The sequence below is a fragment of the Streptomyces sp. ISL-87 genome (assembly GCF_018614095.1).
GTDB lineage: Bacteria > Actinomycetota > Actinomycetes > Streptomycetales > Streptomycetaceae > Streptomyces.
Genome location: NZ_JAGGOY010000135.1, coordinates 1 through 4,557 on the forward strand (window position 1 = coordinate 1; position 4,557 = coordinate 4,557).

General features: G+C 68.6%; 6 protein-coding genes and 1 pseudogene. 3 read left to right on the plus strand and 4 right to left on the minus strand.

The window, feature by feature from the left end; translation table 11 throughout:
- Window positions 1-4: 4 nt before the first annotated feature.
- Complete coding sequence (locus J7I97_RS36085) at window positions 5-868, plus strand: LysR family transcriptional regulator (RefSeq protein ID WP_285441155.1); 864 nt, start codon at window positions 5-7, stop codon at window positions 866-868.
- Between the two features lie 261 nt (window positions 869-1,129).
- Here the strand turns inward: J7I97_RS36085 and J7I97_RS36090 are convergent, their stop codons facing one another.
- The 4 genes from J7I97_RS36090 to rpsB form a co-directional block, all read right to left on the minus strand.
- On the minus strand, window positions 1,130-1,285 hold the full coding sequence (locus J7I97_RS36090) for a hypothetical protein (RefSeq protein ID WP_214944135.1): 156 nt from the start codon (window positions 1,283-1,285) through the stop codon (window positions 1,130-1,132).
- A gap of 181 nt (window positions 1,286-1,466) precedes the next feature.
- Window positions 1,467-1,781, minus strand: coding sequence for a hypothetical protein (locus J7I97_RS36095; protein WP_214944137.1), 315 nt, complete (start codon window positions 1,779-1,781; stop codon window positions 1,467-1,469).
- Window positions 1,782-2,033: 252 nt separating this feature from the next.
- Window positions 2,034-2,285 (minus strand): hypothetical protein, encoded by a 252-nt coding sequence (locus J7I97_RS36100; protein WP_214944139.1) that lies wholly within the window; start codon window positions 2,283-2,285, stop codon window positions 2,034-2,036.
- 366 nt (window positions 2,286-2,651) lie between these two features.
- On the minus strand, window positions 2,652-3,491 hold the full coding sequence (gene rpsB, locus J7I97_RS36105) for a 30S ribosomal protein S2 (protein ID WP_214944141.1): 840 nt from the start codon (window positions 3,489-3,491) through the stop codon (window positions 2,652-2,654).
- A 330-nt stretch (window positions 3,492-3,821) separates the two neighbouring features.
- On the opposite strand from rpsB, the pseudogene J7I97_RS39335 reads away from it, so the two are divergent.
- A pseudogene (locus J7I97_RS39335) lies at window positions 3,822-4,141 on the plus strand (LLM class flavin-dependent oxidoreductase); the annotation flags it as partial.
- Between the two features lie 111 nt (window positions 4,142-4,252).
- On the plus strand, window positions 4,253-4,543 hold the full coding sequence (locus J7I97_RS36110; protein ID WP_214944143.1) for a WhiB family transcriptional regulator: 291 nt from the start codon (window positions 4,253-4,255) through the stop codon (window positions 4,541-4,543).
- Window positions 4,544-4,557 lie beyond the last annotated feature (14 nt).

Sequence of the window (4,557 nt, forward strand, 5' to 3'; positions counted from 1 at the left end):
GGGCATGGACACCCTGGAGACGCGCGAGTTGAGGTATTTCGTGGCCGTCGCCGAGGAACTGCACTTCGGCCGAGCCGCCGAGCGCCTCGGCATCGCCCAGCCACCGCTGTCCCGGGCGATCCAGCAGCTCGAACGGCGCCTCGGCGTCTGCCTGCTGGACCGCAACCGCCGCGGCGTCTCGCTGACCGGCGCCGGAGAGGTGCTGCTGCACGAGGGCCGCGCCGCCCTGCACGCGACCACCGCCGCCGCCCGCCGCACCCGTCGCGCCGGCGGCGCCGATGATCCGGGTGGCCCCCGCGATCGCCTGGTCCTGGCGGTCAAGGCCGCCGCGTCTCAAGAACTGCTGCGGAAGCTTCTCCACGCATACGCGGCCCAGCCCGACGCCGCCGAGATCGAAGTGCTGCCATGCGGCATCGGCGAGCAGGAAATACTGCTGCGCGACGGCCGCGCCGACGTGGCGCTCATGCACACGCCGTTCAACTCCCTCGCCGGGTTCGACAGCGAGGAACTACTGACCGAGGGACGGATCGCCGTCCTGCCCGCCAGGCACCCCCTCGCCACGCACAAGACCTTGTCCCTGGCCGACGTCACCCACGTCCCCGATCTTCCGCTCGCCCGCTGGCCCCGCAACGGCGCCTACCCTCCCGGCCCCGGCCCCGAGATCCGCGACCAGACCCAACTGGCCCAGCTGATCGCCCTCGGACGCACCGCGGCCATCTGCCCCGACTCCTCCCGCGCCTGGCTATGGGCCGAACACACCGCCGTCCCCGTCACCGACGCACCCCCCGTCATCACCCACATAGCCTGGCCCCCACACAGCCGCTCCCGCGCCCTCGCCCAGCTGATCCGCACGGCCACCCAGCTATAACCCCCGGGAGTAGACCTGCAAACACGGAAGATCGGCCTGCACCTGATCGAGCGGGGCATCGACACCCCAGACCACCGAAGGACCGCGCCATGCTCGACGTCCTGGCCGAGCACCACCGCGAGCCGGTCATCGCCAACTCCACGGACCAACCGACCTCCGCACCCGGTCCGCAGCCACCACTCGGTCGGAAGGACACCCGGAGCGGAGGATCAAGCCTGATGGAACCATGGAGTCCGGGCGGCCTGACCTGCGGTTAGATCGCTACTTTGCGGCTCGCCGTGGCTTCGGGAGTCCCAGGCACACCGCGTACGGGACGCCTTCCTCGTCGATCAACGGGGTACCGCCGGCCCACCGCTGGTCGTTGATGCTCAGGCCCACCGTCGCGGTGATCTCGTGCTCACGGGCCAGGTGGTCCACCGCCTCCCGTACGCTCCGTTGGGCCAGCAGCCGCGTCTGCCAGTCTTCCCCGGCCGGACCGCCCAGCCGCAGGTGCGCGGGGTGTGCGGGGTGTGCGGGGCGACCTTGGCGGTGAACACCCAGCGCAGGAAGTCGGCGACCGGCACCTCCGGCGCCGCGGCCCACCCTCCCTGGGCGAACTTCACCAGGCCCTCAACCACCCGTACCCCGTTGTCCGTCGTGGCCAGCCTAAGGAGGGCACCGTGCCCAGCCACGGTGGGCGGGGCCGGTCGCTGAACCAGCAGGACGCCACGCCGTCCTCGCGCATCCGCATGGTGCGGGCGGTGATGTCGGCCGCTGTGATCGGGGAGAGCTGGGCCTCCAGCGCCATCCGCCAGGCCCCGCCCGGGTCGGTGGCCAGTACGTCCGCGCGCCAGGAGCCGTCCGGTGCCCGTACCTCCAGCTCGGCGTGGGCGCCCGCGTCCCGTGCGGCGCTGGCCAACTCCAGTTTTGCCACTACTGGAATCTCCGTGTGGGCGCTGACCTGCGCTGACACGTCACGTAGGTGTCAGCGACGTCGAATGCGGGCGAAGGTCGTCATGTGCATGCGACGCTTCGGCCACTCGTGACTGCCGCTCAGAACGTATGAGAGACCGCTTCGAAGCGGCACCGCCCGACGGTCAACGTCACCGAGGACGCGTAGGCGCACGGCGGGTCGACTGCCCGCCCGATTCCCGCTAGATGGCACCCAAGTCAGGTGGGGTTGCTGTCAAGGTTCTGGAGGCAATGACGGGTCTCCAGCATTATTTTCCGTGAAAATCGCTAGTAGCCTCCGTGCCACGTCTGGATCGAAATCCTCCTGGTCGGCGTGGCGGCTGAAGTCGAACTCCTTCTTCAAGTCTGCCGCCAGCACGTCTCCGCCGGCCTTCAGGTCTTCCCCCAACGCATCTGGGAACATCTCCTTCAATGCCTGGGTGCACGTCTCGCTCAGTGCCGCCACGTCTACGTCGATCCCGGTCATGACTCCGAGGCTAAGTTCGGACGCCATCCGATGCATTTTTTCATCAGCAGTCGCACTCGCCCCCACCCAGGCTCATGACGTTCAAGAGGAATCTCATCGCCATATGTTCCACCACGTAGTCCTTGTCGTCGGACGGCGCTACTACGACCTCCCGGTAACACGAATAGCGATCCCGCTCGCGAGCCCAGTGTTTCTCAGCTCGTTGCCCATCCGGCGGGTGTAGAGCTATGAAGTCACGGGCGAAGCGCCGTTCCGGCGGAGTTCCGTGCTCTGCGAGATCATCCAGCGACCGGCCCATCCACCTGCCCTCCCTGTTCTGAAACCCCGAAGCACATCGCACATCACCCGTGAGGCAGGTAAGACCGGTCAGGCTGGTTCGGCATTGTCGGCCGCCGCCTCGGCGGCTGGTTCCTCAGTGGCCAGAGCGGAGGCCTCAAAGTCCGCTTTCTTCTCGCCCTCGAGCAGGTCGCGCTCCCACGCGGCCAGCGGCTCGCCCGCGGCCTTCTCGCCCTTGCCCTCGGCGGCGACACCGGAGCGGGCGATGAGGCCCTCGGCGACGGCGTCGGCGATCACACGGGTGAGCAGGGCGACGGAACGGATCGCGTCGTCGTTGCCCGGGATCTTGTAGTCGACCTCGTCGGGTTCGCAGTTGGTGTCGAGGATCGCGACGACCGGGATGTTCAGCTTCCGGGCCTCACCAACGGCGATGTGCTCTTTCTTGGTGTCCACGATCCAGACGGCGCTGGGTACCTTCTGCATCTCGCGGATACCACCGAGGATCTTCTCCAGCTTGGCCTTCTCACGCGAGAGGACCAGGAGCTCCTTCTTGGTCAGACCGGAAGCGGCGACGTCCTCGAAGTCGATCTGCTCAAGCTCCTTGAGGCGCTGGAGACGCTTGTAGACGGTCGAGAAGTTGGCGAGCATGCCGCCCAGCCAGCGCTGGTTGACGTAGGGCATGCCGACGCGGGTGGCCTGCTCGGCGATGGCCTCCTGCGCCTGCTTCTTCGTACCCACGAACATGACCGTGCCGCCGTGGGCGACGGTCTCCTTGACGAACTCGTAGGCGCGGTCGATGTACGACAGCGACTGGAGCAGGTCGATGATGTAGATGCCGTTGCGCTCCGTGAAGATGAAGCGCTTCATCTTCGGGTTCCAGCGACGGGTCTGGTGACCGAAGTGGACGCCGCTCTCCAGCAGCTCCCGCATCGTGACAACGCCTGTATCCGCTTGCCCCTCAGCGGCCGAATCTGTCCGCCTCCGCCTGTTTGAAGGCTGCACGGTCTGATCTGGCATCAAGATCGCTTGCAGACGACGTGTGACTTCTGGATCAACCGTCTGCCAGTGAACGCCACGGTCGAAATCAGCCTTCGCCAGATCCGCTGCCAGCACAGCCCCACCTGCCTCGAGGGCTTCTTCCGAAGCACCGGGAAACATCTCCTTCAGGCCTTGAGCGCACGTCTCACCCAGGGCTGCCGTGGTGGGTTGCGGCCGCCCCACCCCCCGCAGCAGCCTGCGCGGGCTGATCCGGCTGCACTCCCGTACCTGACGGTGTCCGCCGATGTGGTGGTGGCGCCGGACGGCGCGTCCGCGCGGGAGTTGGCCGCCGGGTACGGGCCCTGGGTGCGCAGCATCCGTACGGCCGAGGGCGCGATCCCTTACCCAGGGCGCCCGCGGAGGCCTGTGCGCTGACCGGGGCTTGGACGGAGGCGGACCACGCCCTGGTCGCCGACCACCTGGAGCGGCTCCAGGAGGCCACGGGCGCCGACGAGCTGCTGATCACCACGATCACGCACGACCACGCGGACCGGGTGCGCTCGTACCGGCTGCTGGCGGAAGAGTGGGCCCGGCGCCAGTGATTGCCGTACGGGAACGGCGGGAGGCGGGTTTCAGGGGGCGGGCAGCGGGTTTCAGGGGGCGGGAAGCGGTCACACGCGGGAGTACCGACGCCCCCGTGGAAAGGAACTGCCATGACCGACGTCTCCCGCCTGCCGGGCTCCGCGTACCACTACTGGCAGTGGCAGTCCCGGGCGGCCTGCCGGGATCTGGGGTCGGGCCGGTTCTTCCACCCCGCCGGTGAGCGGGGCGAGGACCGGGAGGAACGGGACGAGGCCGCGAAGCGGGTGTGCGCCGGGTGCCCGGTGCGCCTCGCGTGCCTGTCGTACGCGCTGCGGACCCGCGAGGCCTTCGGCGTGTGGGGCGGACTGACCGAGGAGGAGCGCCGGGCCCTGCTGGACCAGGGCGCCCCGGCCCGCGTCTAGTGCCGTGACCGGCA

Coding starts and splice junctions, on each gene's coding strand:
- J7I97_RS36085 (WP_285441155.1), top strand. CDS start 5: ATGGACACCCTGGAGACGCGCGAGTTGAGGTATTTCGTGGCCGTCGCC.
- J7I97_RS36100 (WP_214944139.1), bottom strand. CDS start 2,285: ATGACCGGGATCGACGTAGACGTGGCGGCACTGAGCGAGACGTGCACC.
- rpsB (WP_214944141.1), bottom strand. CDS start 3,491: ATGCGGGAGCTGCTGGAGAGCGGCGTCCACTTCGGTCACCAGACCCGT.
- J7I97_RS36110 (WP_214944143.1), top strand. CDS start 4,253: ATGACCGACGTCTCCCGCCTGCCGGGCTCCGCGTACCACTACTGGCAG.